The organism is Pseudomonas sp. UYIF39, from assembly GCF_029963765.1.
Classification (GTDB): domain Bacteria; phylum Pseudomonadota; class Gammaproteobacteria; order Pseudomonadales; family Pseudomonadaceae; genus Aquipseudomonas.
This window is the reverse complement of the sequence record NZ_JALBYU010000007.1, coordinates 283,983-299,050: the sequence shown is the minus strand read 5'-3', so window position 1 is coordinate 299,050 and position 15,068 is coordinate 283,983. Positions and strand designations below refer to the sequence as shown.

Genomic DNA, 15,068 nt, shown 5'->3' with positions numbered 1-15,068 from the left:
TCGCGTGCACGCTCGCTCCCACTTGGTAAGGCATTCCCCTGTGGGAGCGAGCTTGCTCGCGATGGCGTTCTATCTGCCAATACAAATCTCAAACCCCTTTGAAGACGCCGGGTCGCTTTTCGATCATCGACCGCACGCCTTCCCTGGCATCCTCACTGGCCAGCAACTTCTTCACCAGCGGCGGCAAATCCCGCGCTGCCGCAGCTTCCCCTTCATAACGCGCCTGTCTTGCAGACATCAGCGTCGCCTGAACCCCAAGCGGCGCCTGCCGGGCAATCCGCTCAGCCAACTCAATCGCTCGTGGCAGCAGATCCTCGCTGGCCATGACTTCCTGCACCAACCCCAGGTGTAACGCATCATGGGCATCGAACTCATCGCCGGTCAGCAACCAGCGCATGGCATTGCCCCAGCCGGCGACCTGATGCAGGCGTAATGTGGCGCCGCCGAACGGGAAGATCCCGCGTTGCACTTCTTTCTGGGCGAAGCGGGTGTTGCTGGCACACAGGTTGATATCGGCGGCCAGCATCAATTCGATACCGATGGTCAGGCAGTAGCCTTGCGCGGCAACAATCACCGGTTTGCTCACTCTGGGGCCGGCGAACACCCCCCACGGATCGCAGCCTCCGGGCGGTGCCTGCCAGCCTTCGGCGAGGGCCGCGCTGGCACTGACCAGATCCAGCCCTGCGGTGAAATGTTCACCGTGGCCGAATACCACCGCCACCCGCGCTTCGCTGTCGGCCTCGAACTCGCCATAGGCCAGGCTCAGTTCGTTGAGCAGTTTGAGATCGAAGGCGTTGCGTTTGGCCACCCGATCCAGGCCGATCATCAGGACATGACCGTGCCGTTCACGGCTCACACGACTGGAGCAGGGCTGATTCATGGTGCATTTCCTCGGGCGGGGAAGGGGGTGTCAGACGGCAGGTCTGCGTCACAAGGGTGAACCGTTTTAGCGCGATCGTCAGCAGGGCTGGGCCTTGGAAAAATAGACCGTTGCCCGATTATCCGCAAAGCGTGTGACAGAACGCTGTACACGGCAGTTTTCCGACAAATAAAGCTCCCTTTTTGAGCGAATTCCGGTATAGTGCGCGCCGGCCTTTAACAGGGCCGCGTTTAGGTAGCGCAATTCCCCGAAGTCAGCTTCGGCTGCACATCCGCACAGCGGACTCTCCCTTGACGAATCTTTTTCATTCATTCGTTTTCGCAAATCCCCGCCGACAAAGCAGCCAGGGCGACTCTTGAGTCTTACACGGCATGCGCAGCTTTGGAGCATGGGTCTTTGCGGATGCACTTAGAGGCAGACCCATGACCCAGGAAACCGGCGGCTTCGCCGCTTTTAATCTTAATCCGAATATCCTTGCAGCCGTCATTGCGACTGGCTACGAAGAGCCTTCGGCTATTCAGCATCAATCGATCCCGATCATCATGGCCGGCCACGACATGATTGGTCAGGCGCAAACCGGTACGGGTAAAACCGCTGCGTTCGCCCTGCCGATCCTGCATCGCATCGATCCTGCTAAGCGCGAGCCGCAAGCCCTGATCCTGGCGCCAACCCGTGAGTTGGCGCTGCAAGTAGCAACCGCTTTCGAAACCTACGCCAAGCAAATGCCGGGCGTTACCGTTGTGGCCGTTTACGGCGGCGCCCCTATGGGTCCACAACTGAAAGCAATCCGTAATGGCGCACAGATCGTTGTCGCCACTCCGGGCCGTCTGTGCGACCACCTGCGTCGCGACGAAAAAGTTCTGTCGACCGTGAACCACCTGGTTCTCGACGAAGCGGACGAAATGCTCAAACTGGGTTTCATGGACGACCTCGAAGTTATCTTCAAGGCCTTGCCTCCAACCCGTCAGACCGTATTGTTCTCGGCCACCTTGCCGCAGTCGATCCGTGCCATTGCCGAACGCCATCTGCGCGATCCGCAACACGTGAAGATCCAGACCAAGACTCAGACCGTTACCGCGATCGAACAGGCTCACCTGTTGGTTCACGCTGACCAGAAGACCTCGGCTGTATTGAGCCTGCTGGAAGTTGAAGACTTCGATGCCCTGATCATGTTCGTGCGCACCAAGCAAGCGACCCTGGACCTGGCCAGTGCCCTGGAAGCCAAAGGCTACAAAGCCGCTGCGCTGAACGGTGACATTGCTCAGAACCAGCGTGAGCGCGTGATCGAATCCCTCAAGGATGGCCGTCTGGACATCGTTGTGGCGACCGACGTTGCTGCTCGTGGTCTGGACGTTCCGCGCATCACTCACGTGTTCAACGTTGACATGCCGTACGACCCGGAATCCTACGTTCACCGTATCGGCCGTACCGGCCGTGCCGGTCGCGAAGGTCGTGCACTGCTGCTGGTGACTCCGCGCGAGCGCCGCATGCTGCAAGTGATCGAGCGTGTAACCGGTCAGAAAGTTGCCGAAGTTCGCCTGCCGGACGCTCAGGCTGTTCTCGATGCCCGCATCAAGAAACTGACCAACAGCCTGTCGCCGCTGGTGGCTGATGCCGAATCGACTCACGGTGATTTGCTGGATCGCCTGACTGCCGACATCGGTTGCACCCCGCGTGCACTGGCCGCTGCTCTGCTGCGCAAGGCAACCAACGCTCAGGCGTTGACTTTGGCTGCAATCGAGAAAGAACGTCCACTGGTGCCGAACAACGCACCGCGTGGCGATCGTCCAGAGCGTACCGGTGATCGCCCGGACCGTGGTGATCGTGAGCGTCGTGCTCCGGTTCCATTGGCCGAAGGCCGTGCTCGTTGCCGTACCGCGCTGGGTGCGCGTGATGGTATCGCTGCCAAGAACCTGCTGGGCGCTATCCTCAATGAGGGTGGTCTGGCTCGCGAAGCAATCGGTCGCATCCAGGTGCGTGACAGCTTCAGCCTCGTTGAGCTGCCGGAAGATGGTCTGGAGCGTCTGCTGACCAAGCTGAAGGACACTCGCGTTGCCGGTAAGCAGTTGAAGCTGCGTCGCTATCGCGAAGATTGATCCGCTCTCAGGCTGATTGATCGAACATAAAAAATCCCCGACTGGTTCGGGGATTTTTTATACCTGCCGTTTGTAGCGGGGTTATTCCGTCGCTGTTCCTCCGCCTGCCGTGATCACTTGTACGCTCATGCGTGGCGTCGCCAGATCGAGCCCTGCTTCGTCCAGGTGTCGCTTGAGTGACAGGTTGAACGCTCGGGACACTTCCCATTGCTTGATCGGTGCGGTCTTGAACCGGGCACGAAGAATCGCGTTGCCTGACTCGAAACTCTCGACACCCTGTATCTCCAGGGGCGACCAGATGTTGCGCCGTTGCAGTGGGTCGGTGCGCATCTTCTGGCCGACATCTCGCATCAGTTTGATCGCGTTATCGATGTCCATGTTGGAAGGTATCGCCACCCGGAAAATCGCGTAGCCGAATTCCCGGGAGTAGTTCTTGATGCTTTTGATTTCGCTGAACGGGATGGTGTGGACGATGCCGTCAATGTCCCGCAGGCGCACGGTACGAATGGTCAGCCCTTCGACGGTGCCCAGGTGGCCGCCGACGTCCACGTAGTCGTCGATGGCCAGCGAGTCTTCGATGATGATGAACAGCCCGGTGATCAGGTCCGCCACAAGCGACTGCGCACCGAAACCAATGGCCAGGCCGATCACGCCGGCACCGGCCAGTAATGGCGTGACGTTCATGCCCATGTTTGCCAATGCGACGATCAGCGCAATGATGAAAATCGCCACGAACAAGATGTTGCGGATCAACGGCATCATCGTCTGCGCGCGAGCATTGGCCAGGCCTTTGCGCGAGCGGGTGAGGGCGTGGTGGACGGCAGTGTCGCTGAGAATCCAGATCAGCCAGGCAAAAATCAGTGTGCCGCCGAGGCTGAGCAGTTTGACGCTGACTTCATGGCCTTCGCCCTCGGTGAACGCAATGAGCGACATGCCCCAGACCCGCAGGCCGAGTTCGATGAACGCCAGCCACACCACCAAGTGGGCGAGTGTGTAGAAGAAGCTTTTCAGGCGATCCGAATACAGTGCATGACGCTTCACGCTGCGCTGTGGTTTGAGTGAATGGCGGCGCACCAAGCCGTTGATGACCATGCACAACACCAGCAGCACGGTGCAGATCAGCGACTGACGCAGCGCGGTGCTGGTATCGCCGGCCGAGACGAACGTGGCGAACAGCGAAATACCCACCAGCACCAGCGCCGGCATGTACCAGAAGGTCCCGAGAATCTCGATCGTGTCGCTGAGGGCGCGGCGAGTCAGGCGCCGGGACAGCGGTTGGTTGCGGATCAAGTGGGCGATGGGGCGACGGAACCGCAGGATGAACAGCCCCGTGAACAATGCTGCCAGTACGTTGGCGACCGTCGCGGCGATGTGCGCCAGATGAATGCCAAGGCTTTCGACCAGTCGCGGATCGTTCAGGGCTTCACCGAAGGCGGCGAAACTGCCGATCAGCCACAGCGGTCGAAAGGCTTGATGCCGCAGGATGTACAAGGCGCGGTGGCGGTGTGGGCCGTCGAGCACCGAAAAGGCGATCACGCAGATCGCCGAAAAACAGGTGCCGACCACCAACGCATAAGCCAGGACCATGGCCAGGCTTTTGCCCAATGACGAAGGCAGGGCGTAGCTCATGTAGACCGTCATTACCAGCGCAATCAACCACGGCCCGAGTTTGCGCAGGGCGAAGCGCAACATGTCCAGGGCCTTGGGGTGCTGTGGCAGTTCTTCGGTCAGGCCAAAGCGCATCCGTACCCGGTGGCTGACCCAGATCAGCGCGGCGGCCAGCAAGCTCCAGAGCATCAGGATCATGGCAAAGGCAAAGATGATCGGCAGCCATTCATTGGCCGGCAGCACCAGCGCTGTCAGTTCATCCTCGGCCAGTTTGAACTCTTCGGACCAGCGAGTGAGAGGGCTGTCGGCTCCGGAAAACTGTTTTTCGAAACTGGCGAGGGTGCCACCGATCAATCCCAGGACGCCTACTTCGGTGGCTGGCTGGGCCTTTTTGGTGACATCGCGCAGCTTCTTCAAATCCGCCAGCAATTGGGTGCGTTGCTGATCGTTCTCCAGCGACTTGATGACTTCGTCCAGGGATTGCCCCAAGGGTTCTTGCGCCTCTGGCTGTTTTGCCGAGCTGTTGAGCAGACTAGGCAAACCGACCGCCTGGGCGGGCGCCATCGGCAGCAGCGTCATGAGGCAGACTAGGAAGAAACACGGCAGGGCAAAAAGACGAGCGAACACTAGGCGGTCAACCTCGGGGCGAGCAGATCGACCGAGTGTACGAGCCCGTCAAAATCAATGCGAGCCAGGGGTGAGGATTTATTCGTTGAGTTTGGCGAGGATCTTGAAAATCACGGTGGCGAGGATCATCAACATGCCGATCCACATCGCGAACACGCCGACGTTCTTGTCGCGAAAATTGAAGCCGATTGCCAGCATGATCATCCCGGCAAGAATCGGAATCAGCATGGCGTGGAACGAAGACAACGAGATCATGAGCGACTGCCTTGTCGAAAGGGGTAGTTAAAGTGTAGGAGCTGTCGAGTGAAACGAGGCTGCGATCCTTTGATCTTGTCTTTAAAGCAAAGTCAAAAGATCGCAGCCTCGTTTCACTCAACAGCTCCTACAGGGGGTTACGGCAACTCGCGGCAGGCGTAAAACGCGCTCAGCACTTTGACCAGGTGCGCCAGATCATGGCTGCCGCACAGTTCACGGATCGAATGCATGGCGAAGGTTGGCAGGCCTATGTCCACGGTGCGCACGCCCAGGTGGCTGGCGGTGATCGGGCCGATGGTCGAGCCGCAACCCATGTCGCTGCGCACCACGAAGCTCTGCACCGGTACTTCTTCGGCCATGCACAGGTGGCGGAAGAATCCGGCGGTTTCGCTGTTAGTGGCGTAGCGCTGGTTGCTGTTTACCTTGATCACCGGGCCGGCGTTGAGTTTCGGGCCGTGGTTGGCATCGTGCTTGTCGGCATAGTTGGGGTGCACGCCATGGGCGTTGTCAGCCGAGACCAGCAGGGATTTCTGAATGGTGCGCACGAACTCATCGCCTTCAGGCAGCAGGCGACGCAGCGTCTGCTCCAGCATCGGGCCATCGGCGCCGCAGGCCGAGCAGGAACCGACTTCTTCGTGGTCGTTGCAGACCAGCACGCAGGTTTCTTCGGTTTCGGTGGTCAGCAAGGCTTGCAGGCCGGCGTAGCACGACAGCAAATTGTCCAGCCGTGCACCCGCGATAAAGTCGCCATGCAGGCCGATGACCGCAGCGTTTTGGGTGTCGTAGAAGCTCAGCTCATAGTCGAGCACCACGTCGGCGTTCAAGCCATGTTCGCGGGTGAGTTGATCGGTGAGCACGGCACGGAAGTCCACGCGCTCGTCACCGGCAAATTGCGCAAGGATCGGCGGCAGTTCGGTCTGGGCGTTGATCGCCCAGCCCATGTTGGCTTCACGGTTCAGGTGAATGGCCAGGTTCGGGATGATGGCGATCGGCGCCTTGAAGTCGACCAGTTGGCTCTCGACCTTGCCGTCACGGCGGAAGGTCACGCGGCCGGCCAGGGAAAGGTCGCGGTCGAACCATGGCGCCAGTAGTGCGCCGCCATAGACTTCGACGCCCAGTTGCCAGAAGCCCTGACGTTGCAGTTCCGGCTGGGGTTTGACCCGCAGGCACGGGCTGTCGGTGTGCGCGCCAACCAGGCGAATGCCGCCGTGCAGGGGCGAATGACGGCCCATCTTGAATGCGACGATCGACGAGTCGTTACGGGTGACGTAGTAACGACCGTTGGCTTCGGTGGTCCATGGCTCGCGCTCGTCGAGGCGTTGATAGCCCGCCGCTTCCAGGCGCTGAACAAGGCTGGCGGTGGCATGGAATGGGGTAGGGGAGGCCTTGAGGAAATCGATCAGGCCTTGGTTCAACTCTTCGCGCATAAGTAGCTCCAGACAGCAATGGCGCAAGTTTAACGTATTGGCTCATGGCATTGCAGAGACAATGCCGTTCGACGTGCGCCGGCTGCCGATTGGCGAAGAGGATGAGTCAATCGGTGATCAGCTTGCCATTGAGGAACACTTCGCAACGTTGCTTGCGGCCTACATATTCATGTTTGCTAGCGAGGTATACCTCGTTGAATTTTTCCTCCGAGATACCCGGGATCTGTCGAATGTATTCGTCCACCAGTCGGTCATAGGCGGCTTCGGTGATGAGCTTGTAGATGTCCCGGCGATAGAAGAAGCCCAGTTGAAAGCCGAGGGTTTCGCTTTGATGGTTTGTCTGCCCGGCAAAGCAGTTTTCAAAGTCGATGGCTTTGAGTGGGGTCCGCGGCGTCTCCGGGATCATGATGTTGCCGGCCCAGAAATCCATGTCCGTGATGTTCTTGTGCGACAAGGAGCTCAGCAATTCGAAGGCATCGAGAATGAATGTTTCGACGCTGTCCGGGTTGCGTTTAAGCCATTGCACACCGTCGATATGATCGTCGAGCAGGCGCGTGATTATGAAATTTTCCTGGGTCAGCCCCAATCGGTCCTTGGTATAACCGAACCCTTGCAGCGGCGGCATTTGCACGCCACGGCGTTGTGCTTCGAGCGTGTTGATCAACTCTTCCAGCGGCCGGTCGAATCGGCCATTGCGCTGTGGTTTGCCAAAGGTGACCCGCATTTTTGCCTTCAAGGTATCCAGCGGCTGGACCTTGGCAAACAGTGGCGCATCACCGGAGGCCGGCGGCGCACTCGCACGGGTGAGCTTGTGGGCACGTCGTTTGTGTATGAGCTGTTCAAGCGCCTGTTGTGCTTCGGTTGAAGGCTGCTCGCTAAGGTGCAACGTGGTGTTGAACAGGCAAAAGGTGAACGGGTAGTCGTCTTGGAAAGTCTTGTTGCTGAGCACGGGGGCTTCCTGCCGGATATCAAAGTGCCTTTGTTTTACGTTTCATTACAAACTCATGACGATATTTTCACGCCATTTTTACGTCTATTGGAGCCAGAAATAAAAAACGCCCTTCAATGGAAGGGCGTTTTTTGCTTCGGCGGCTATTTAAAAAGGAGCAGGGCACTCGAAGCGCAAGCGTTCGCCGCTTTGCGGGTGAGTGAAGCTAAGCATGCTCGCGTGCAGACATAGCCGTGGCCAGGCGGCCAGTGCTTGCTCGTGGGCATAGAGGCCGTCACCCAGCAGCGGGTGGCCGATGGAAAGCATGTGCACGCGCAACTGATGGGAGCGGCCGGTAATCGGCGTCAATTCGACACGGCACCAATCGCCGCAACGCTCCAGTACGCGCCAGAAGGTCAGGGCATTCTTGCCGAATTCATGGTCCACCACATGTCGTGGCTTGGTCGGCGGGTCGTAGCGCAAGGGCAGATCGATGCTGCCACTGTCCAGTTCCGGTTGTCCCCAGCAGAGGGCGGTGTAGGCCTTTTCGGTTTCGCGGTCGTGAAATTGCCGGGACAGCTCGCGATGAGTGTCCGGATCACGGGCCAACAGAATAATGCCGGAGGTTTCCCAGTCCAGACGATGGACGATTCGCGCTTCCGGGTAGCCGTTTTCTTGCAGGCGGGTAATCAGGCAGTCCTTGTTGTCATCGGCCCGGCCAGGGACAGAGAGCAGCAGGGTCGGTTTGTTCACCACCAGTACGGCGGCGTCCTGATGGATGATGCGGATGTTGGACAGCGGCATTAAAACAGCCTCGTAACAAACGCCAACGGCGGCTCAGGCCCCTTCCATTAACAGGAGGGGTCTGAGCCGCCGTGGCTCCAGCCGGATCGACTAGCGGTCAGGCAGGGTGATATTGAGTTCCAGAATCGAGCAGCTGCCCTGGTTTTCCAGAGCGACGTGCACGTCATCGGACCCGATATTGACGTACTTGCGAATCACCTCGACCAATTCCTTCTGCAAGGCTGGCAGGTAATCCGGTGTACTGCGTTGGCCGCGTTCGTGCGCCACGATGATCTGTAGACGCTCTTTCGCTACCGACGCGGTGCTGACCTTTTTGCTGGCACGAAAGAAGTCAAAAAGATTCATTATCTACCTCCAAACAGGCGCTCGAAGAATCCCTTCTTCGTTACATCGAGAAAACGATGCTCCACGGTTTTGCCCAGCAGACGATCGACCGCATCGCTGTATGCCTGACCGGCATCGCTCTGGTCGTCGAGAATGACCGGCACGCCCGAGTTGGAAGCTTTGAGTACCGCTTGGGATTCTGGAATGACACCCAGCAGGGCGACTGCCAGAATCTCTTTGACGTCTTCGACGCCGAGCATCTCGCCATCACTGACTCGTTGCGGGTTGTAGCGGGTCAGCAGCAGGTGTTCCTTGATCGGCTCTTCGCCCTTTTCCGCGCGGCGCGATTTGCTGGCCAGCAGGCCGAGCATGCGGTCCGAGTCACGAACCGAGGACACTTCCGGGTTGGTCACGATAATCGCTTCGTCTGCGAAGTACATGGCCAGGTGGGCGCCTTTTTCGATGCCGGCCGGAGAGTCGCAGACTACGTATTCGAAGTCTTCTTTCAGCGCCATCAACACCTTTTCCACGCCTTCCACGGTCAGCGCGTCTTTGTCGCGGGTCTGACTGGCGGCCAGTACGTAGAGGTTTTCCAGGCGTTTGTCTTTGATCAGGGCTTGTTGCAGGTTGGCTTCGCCGTTTACCACGTTGACGAAGTCATACACCACGCGGCGCTCGCAACCCATGATCAGGTCGAGGTTACGCAAACCGACGTCGAAGTCGACAATAACTGTTTTGTGACCGCGCAGTGCGAGGCCGGTACCGATAGCAGCACTGGTGGTGGTCTTACCCACACCACCCTTGCCGGATGTAACCACGAGAATCTTGGCCAAGGTGTTTCACCCCTAAGGAAAAAGGACATTTAGCCCCTGAAAAACATCTCTAGAAAAACTACTGCAGTCGGACAGCCTTGGCTGGAATTCGGTCCAGAACGGCGCTTACCTCGGGTAAACACTGCTTATGGCCTTTTTCCTACTTCGTTTGAGCCGTTTTCGCTACGTTTTAGAGATGTTTGGAAAATGCGGCAGTATCCGTTAAAGCCGAATGATGTTCAACACATCGCCCGACAGGCTGACCTGTACGCCCGCGCCCCACAAAGGGTCGCGACGCAGATCCTCCGAAACCTTGTAGTGGCCTGCGATGGAGACCAGTTCAGCGCTCATTTGCTGACAGAAAATCCTGGCTTTCGTGTCGCCTTTGACGCCGGCCAACACTCGACCACGCATCGGGCCGTATACATGGATGTTCCCGTCGGCGAGAAGTTCCGCCCCCGGGCTGACCGACGAGATCACCACCAGATCGCAGCCCTGGGCATAAATCTGCTGCCCACCGCGTACGGGCGAGGTGATGATCTTCGTTGGCTTTATAGTCGGCTCCGGTGGTTTTTCCGGTTTTTTCTTGACCTGGCCTTCGAGCGGGTCCAACGGACGCTCACGGGCGCCGGACGGTGGCAGCACCGGCAGGTCGACCGCGATGGCCGCGGCGATGTCTTCGATGCGGCTGGCGCGGATCGCCAGGGTGCGCAGGCCATGCTGGCGGCAGACGCGCATCAGGCCGGGCAGATCGACTGCGCCTTCGCTGGCCGGGAGTTTGTCCAGGGCCAGCACCAGTGGCGCGTTACTGAAGAAGTTAGGCGCCTGGGCGACCTTGGCGGCCAGTTGACGATCGAGGCTCTCGAGGTCGTTACGGGCCAGTTCCAGCACCGTAATGGCGAGCATGCTGCCCTTCAGCTGGAACACGGGATCTTGGTCTAGCGGTTCGGTTTGGCTCATGGTCGGCATACAACGACTTGTCACTAAAAGTGCCGAGACTTATAACGAGAACGCCCGCGAGCCGCAAGCCGGGTCGAACGATGTAGAATGCGCGGCCATTGTCTTTCCGGAACCTTTAATGGAACGCCCGCGTTTTCGAACAGCATTTCTTTCTCCGCGTTTCTGGCCGCTGTGGTGTGGCTTGGGGCTGTTGTGGCTGATTGTCCAGTTGCCGTATCCGGCGTTGCTGTCGATCGGTCGCGCCCTGGGTGCATTGATGTATCGAGTAGCGGGCGACAGACGGCGCATTGCCAAGCGCAATCTCGAGCTGTGTTTCCCTGAAAAAACCGCTGCCGAACGCAAGCGCCTGCTCAAGGAAAACTTCGCCTCAACGGGCATCGCGTTTTTCGAAATGGCCATGAGCTGGTGGTGGTCGCGGGAGCGTCTGGCGAAGCTGGCCCATGTCGAAGGGTTGGAGCATCTGAAAAAAGCCCAGCGTGACGGCAAGGGCGTGATCCTGATGGCCGTTCATTTCACCACGCTGGAAATCGGCGCGGCATTGCTCGGCCAGCAGCACACCATTGATGGCATGTACCGCGAACACAAAAATCCGTTGTTCGACTACGTCCAGCGCCTGGGGCGCGAGCGGCACAATGTCGATTCGCTGGCGGTGGAGCGCGACGACGTGCGCGGCATGCTGAAACTGCTGCGGGCCGGCCGGGCAATCTGGTACGCACCGGATCAGGACTATGGCGCCAAGCAAAGTATTTTCGTGCCGCTGTTCGGAATTCAGGCCGCGACCGTCACCGCCACCAGCAAGTTTGCGCGGTTGGGCAAGGCGCTGGTGGTGCCGTTCACTCAGGAGCGTCTGGCGGACGGCAGCGGTTATCGACTGGTGATTCATGCACCGATCGAGGGTTTTCCCGGCGAAACCGAAGAAGCCGACTGCCTGCGGATCAACCAATGGATCGAAGGCGTCTTGCGCGAATGTCCGCAGCAATACCTCTGGGCTCATCGCCGCTTCAAGAGTCGTCCTCCGGGTGAGCCGAAGCTGTACGCAAAACGCGGTTGAACCACCGTCCTTATAAGCACCATGGAGTGTTGCGATGAGTCCTGCTGAACCGGTTACAGGGTTGATTCTTTCCGGCGGCGGGGCTCGGGCGGCCTATCAGGTGGGTGTGCTGGCGGCGATTGCCGAGTTGTTGCCGGTCGGCGCGAGCAATCCGTTTCCGGTGATCGTCGGCACCTCGGCCGGCGCAATCAACGCGGTCAGCCTCGCCAGTGGGGCGATGGATTTTCGGGGTGCGATTCAACGTCTGACAGCCTTCTGGCAGGGCTTTCGCAGTCATCTGGTGCTGCGCAGCGACTGGCCGGGCGTGATCCACCAGGCCAGCCGTTTTGTCAGCCACAGTTTGCTCGGGATTGGCGCTCAGGTGCCGGTGGCGTTGCTCAACAGTTCGCCGCTGCGCGGATTGCTCGACGACAAACTGCAGATGAACGGGATTGCCGAGGCCATTGCGCAGAAGCAGTTGCAGGCGGTTGCGGTGACCGCGTTCGGCTACGAGTCCGGTCAGGCGGTGACCTTTTATCAGGGCAGCGGCACCATCAATGCCTGGTTGCGCCATCGGCGAATCGGCGTCCCCACGCAATTGACCGTCGATCACTTGCTGGCCAGTTCAGCGATTCCGCTGCTGTTTGCACCAGTGAAAATCGGTGAAGAGTATTTCGGCGACGGCGCGGTGCGTCAGTCGGCACCGATCAGCCCGGCGCTGCACCTGGGCGCCAGCCGAGTGCTGGTAGTGGGCGTCAGCGGCAACCCCCGCGGCGTCGACCCGGAACAACCGCTGCAACGCGCCTACACCGGTCAGCAACCGAGCCTGGCGCAGATCGGTGGGCACCTGCTCAACAGCACGTTCATTGACAGCCTGGAAAGTGACATCGAGCTGTTGCAGCGTCTAAACCAGTTCAGCCACTTGATGCCTGATGGCACGCCGATGCGCGCACTGGGAGTGGCGCCGGTGGAAGTGCTGGTGATTTCGCCCAGTCAGCCGATCGACGAAATTGCGGCGCGGCATCGGCAGGAGTTACCGGCGGCGTTGCGCCTGTTTCTGCGTGGGCCGGGGGCGACCAGGACGAGCGGGGCGGGGGTGCTGAGTTATCTGCTGTTCGAGGCGGGGTATTGCAGCGAGTTGATTGACCTGGGGCGGCGGGATGCGTTGGCCAAGCGCGGGGAGTTGTGCCGGTTTCTCGGGATAGCCGAGGCAGCGGTCACTGCTTGAGATTTGCGGTGCGGCCATCGCGAGCAAGCTCGCTCCCACAGTTGATCAGTGGTGATCACAAATAATGTGTTCACAGGAGATCGAATGTGGGAGCGAGCTTGCTCGCGATGGCGTCCTTACAGGCGCCGAAGGATCAGAAGTGAACCTTGACCAGGAAGCTGGTCACGCTCTGATCGGTTTTGAAGCCCTGACTGTCTTCAATACCGTACTTGTTTTTCCAGTAGTCATACTCGACACCCACGTACAACTGCTTTTCGCCAAGGTTCAGCGCCTTGCCCAAGTCGTATTTGACCTGTGGATTGAAGTGCAGGTTGGCGTGGTATTCGCCTTTTTTGTTGACGTCGTTGTCGACCACCCAGTCCATGAAACCGTCGATCAGGATGTTCGAATCGCCCATCGGGATGGTGTAGGACCAGACCGGAGTGACCTGCCAGATATTGTCACCCGGGCGGTCGCCTTCGGTATGACGGTTATAGAAGTTCAACTGGAAGTAGTCGAAGCCCGGGATCGCCAGGTCGAAACCGGGACCGATCAGGTAGGACTCGGTATCGTTTTCACCGAACTCGTAAGTCATGGCCAGCAGTACATCTTTGATCGGGCCGAATTCGAGCTTTTGGTCGAATATCTTGCCGAACGACAAGCGTGGGCTGATCTCGCCGTAGTAAGTGTTCGAGCCCGCGTAGCTATCGTCCTTGCCGTTGTAGAAAATCTTGTCGATGAACATGAAGTTGTCGCCGTATTTCCAGCCATCGACGTGTTCGAAGGTCACCGTCTGCTGAATGCGCGGGTTGACCTGGAAGTCCTTGCCATACAGGTAGGTCAGGCTGTTGTTCTGCCATTGCAGCAAGTCGCCGGCCATGGCCTGGCCCCCGGCCAGCAAAGATCCCGCCAGCATCAGGCTAGTGCACGTACGTTTCATTCGGTTGCTCCCAAAAAGTAGGTGGTTCCACGTTATTTTTCTAAGGTCGGCGCTCTGGTGTGGCGCCTTTTTCTGTCGCTGTAAAAAATCATCCAATCGGTCAGCTTCAGTGCTGTTAGCAAGAGCTGAGCCAAGGCTTTTGAAAAGCCAAAAAACTCCCGTTCGGCGGCTCAAGAGCAGTCGATTGAGAGTGTTTTTGGAGTGCCTTGGTACCGTCCAGCGCCGGGATAAGTTGGCTTTCTGGTCAGGAATTAAATCCGGGCTTTTTTTTAGACCAGATTCGGGCGGCCGCGGAGAATACTGACTCATTGGCCAGGTCTCAAGTGCCCCGCAACAGCGCACCGACGACAGGTTTGGAGCACGGTTGCGGATCATCTAGAAATGCACCTTCACCAGCAGGCTGGTGGTGTTCTCATGAGTGTCGAGATTGGCGCTGTTTTCGATGCCGTATTTGTCTTTCCAGTAGCTGTATTCGACGCCGACGTACACCTGTTTCTCCCGCCAGCCCAAGGCCTTCCCCAGGTCATATTTGATCTGCGGGTTCAAGTGCAGGTTGGCGTGGTAGGTGCCATGTGAGTTCTGGGCGTTATCCACGACCCAGTCGATGTAGCCGTCGATCAACAGGTTCGAGTTGCCCAATGGCAGGGTGTAGGACCAGGCCGGCGTGATCTGCCAGACATCGTCGCCGGGACGCGAGCCTTCGGTCTGGCGGTAGTAGAAGTTCAAGGTGAAAAAATTGAAGCCCGGTACCGCGAGGTCGAAACCGGGGCCGATCAGATAGGCCTCGGTGTCGTCTTCGCCATTCTCGTAGGTCATGGCCAGCAACACGTCCTTGATCGGGCCGAATTCGAAACGACGGTCGAGGATTTTTCCGAAAGACAGGCGCGGACTGAACTCGCCGTAATAGGCGTGAACGCCTTTGTTCCGGTCTTTTTCGCCGTTGTAGTAAGTGCTGTCGACGAACAGGAAGTTGTCGCCGTACTTCCAGCGGTCGGCGTGCTCAAAGGTTATCGTCTGCTGGATCGGCGGGTTGACCGCGAAATCCTTGCCATACAGATAGCTCAGGCTGTTGGTCTGCCACAGCAGTAAATCGCCGGCCATGGCCTGACTGGCGGCCAATAGACCACCGCCCAACAGCATGTTTGTCTGTGTCCGAATCATCTGTTGCTC

Annotated in this window: 14 protein-coding genes; 3 read left to right on the top strand and 11 right to left on the bottom strand. The window is 58.7% G+C overall.

Annotated elements, in window-relative coordinates:
* Positions 1-88: 88 nt before the first annotated feature.
* Complete coding sequence (locus MO767_RS12595; protein WP_282480752.1) at positions 89-880, bottom strand: crotonase/enoyl-CoA hydratase family protein; 792 nt, start codon at positions 878-880, stop codon at positions 89-91.
* Between the two features lie 422 nt (positions 881-1,302).
* Between MO767_RS12595 and MO767_RS12590 the strand changes: the two genes are divergently transcribed.
* Entirely contained in the window at positions 1,303-2,976 is a 1,674-nt protein-coding gene (locus tag MO767_RS12590; protein WP_129436966.1) for a DEAD/DEAH box helicase, read from the top strand.
* 81 nt (positions 2,977-3,057) lie between these two features.
* On the opposite strand, the gene MO767_RS12585 is transcribed toward MO767_RS12590, so the two are convergent.
* The 8 genes from MO767_RS12585 to minC form a co-directional block, all read right to left on the bottom strand.
* Positions 3,058-5,211 carry a mechanosensitive ion channel family protein gene (locus tag MO767_RS12585; RefSeq protein WP_282480751.1) on the bottom strand — a complete coding sequence of 718 codons (2,154 nt, stop codon included), beginning with the start codon at positions 5,209-5,211 and terminating at the stop codon, positions 3,058-3,060.
* A 78-nt stretch (positions 5,212-5,289) separates the two neighbouring features.
* Entirely contained in the window at positions 5,290-5,466 is a 177-nt protein-coding gene (locus MO767_RS12580; RefSeq protein WP_165353224.1) for a hypothetical protein, read from the bottom strand.
* A gap of 137 nt (positions 5,467-5,603) precedes the next feature.
* Complete coding sequence (locus tag MO767_RS12575) at positions 5,604-6,893, bottom strand: M18 family aminopeptidase (protein ID WP_282480750.1); 1,290 nt, start codon at positions 6,891-6,893, stop codon at positions 5,604-5,606.
* A gap of 106 nt (positions 6,894-6,999) precedes the next feature.
* A complete protein-coding gene (locus MO767_RS12570; RefSeq protein ID WP_282480749.1) occupies positions 7,000-7,842 on the bottom strand; it encodes a hypothetical protein in 843 nt (280 codons plus the stop codon).
* 147 nt (positions 7,843-7,989) lie between these two features.
* Positions 7,990-8,625, bottom strand: a complete 636-nt coding sequence (locus MO767_RS12565; RefSeq protein ID WP_123366230.1) for an RluA family pseudouridine synthase — start codon at positions 8,623-8,625, stop codon at positions 7,990-7,992.
* 90 nt (positions 8,626-8,715) lie between these two features.
* Complete coding sequence (gene minE, locus MO767_RS12560) at positions 8,716-8,970, bottom strand: cell division topological specificity factor MinE (protein ID WP_007898843.1); 255 nt, start codon at positions 8,968-8,970, stop codon at positions 8,716-8,718.
* Entirely contained in the window at positions 8,970-9,782 is an 813-nt protein-coding gene (gene minD, locus MO767_RS12555) for a septum site-determining protein MinD (RefSeq protein WP_033057165.1), read from the bottom strand. Before minD ends, minE begins: the two co-directional genes overlap by 1 nt.
* Before the next feature lie 201 nt (positions 9,783-9,983).
* A complete protein-coding gene (gene minC / locus MO767_RS12550; RefSeq protein ID WP_282480748.1) occupies positions 9,984-10,721 on the bottom strand; it encodes a septum site-determining protein MinC in 738 nt (245 codons plus the stop codon).
* 118 nt (positions 10,722-10,839) lie between these two features.
* Between minC and MO767_RS12545 the strand changes: the two genes are divergently transcribed.
* The gene (locus MO767_RS12545) at positions 10,840-11,772 is read left to right on the top strand and encodes a lipid A biosynthesis lauroyl acyltransferase (protein ID WP_282480747.1); all 933 of its coding nucleotides are present in this window, start codon (positions 10,840-10,842) and stop codon (positions 11,770-11,772) included.
* Between the two features lie 34 nt (positions 11,773-11,806).
* Positions 11,807-12,979: a patatin-like phospholipase family protein gene (locus tag MO767_RS12540; protein WP_282480746.1), complete on the top strand. Its 1,173-nt coding sequence runs from the start codon at positions 11,807-11,809 to the stop codon at positions 12,977-12,979.
* A gap of 133 nt (positions 12,980-13,112) precedes the next feature.
* Here the strand turns inward: MO767_RS12540 and MO767_RS12535 are convergent, their stop codons facing one another.
* Together MO767_RS12535 and MO767_RS12530 are read right to left on the bottom strand one after the other, a co-directional pair.
* Complete coding sequence (locus MO767_RS12535) at positions 13,113-13,898, bottom strand: outer membrane protein OmpK (protein WP_282480745.1); 786 nt, start codon at positions 13,896-13,898, stop codon at positions 13,113-13,115.
* A gap of 375 nt (positions 13,899-14,273) precedes the next feature.
* On the bottom strand, positions 14,274-15,059 hold the full coding sequence (locus MO767_RS12530) for an outer membrane protein OmpK (RefSeq protein ID WP_282480744.1): 786 nt from the start codon (positions 15,057-15,059) through the stop codon (positions 14,274-14,276).
* Positions 15,060-15,068: the final 9 nt, after the last annotated feature.